Origin of the sequence: Paraburkholderia kirstenboschensis (genome assembly GCF_904848585.1) — a bacterium.
Lineage (GTDB): Bacteria > Pseudomonadota > Gammaproteobacteria > Burkholderiales > Burkholderiaceae > Paraburkholderia > Paraburkholderia kirstenboschensis.
Map to the genome: position 1 here is coordinate 1 of NZ_CAJHCR010000104.1, position 503 is coordinate 503.

Consider the following 503-nt stretch of genomic DNA (forward strand, 5'->3'; position numbering starts at 1 on the left):
GAACGTGGAATCCGGAAGCCGGAGACCTTCGACTTTCTGGGCTTCACGCACTGCTGTAGCAAGCGACGCAGTAATGGCGACTTCAAGATTGTCCGGCTGACGATCAAGAAGCGGATGCGCGCGACGCTGGTGGCCATTCGGGAAACGCTACTGCGACGTCGGCATGAACCAGTACCAGTGGTAGGTCGGTGGCTTCGGCGAGTGTTGCAGGGGTATTTGAATTACCATGCGGTGCCGGACAACATGCGGCGGCTGGCTGGCTTTCTGTATGAAGCCAGTCGTGCGTGGCGTCACGCCTTGCTGCGCCGAAGTCAGCGCAGACGCATGCCGTGGTCGCGCTTCCAGGGGCTGCTTCGGAAATACCTGCCGCCGTGCCGGATCGTCCATTCCCACCCGACTGAGCGGTTTCGCGTCAACACCTTTGGTAAGAGCCGTATGCAGTAATTCTGCACGTACGGATCCGTGCGGGGGGCGATGGGTAACCATCGTCCCTACCGCGACCG

1 pseudogene is annotated in these 503 nt (G+C 60.6%); it reads left to right on the plus strand.

From position 1 onward, the window contains the following. Positions 1 to 444: pseudogene (locus JMY24_RS38200) on the plus strand (group II intron reverse transcriptase/maturase); the annotation flags it as partial. Between the last annotated feature and the right edge of the window lie 59 nt (positions 445 to 503).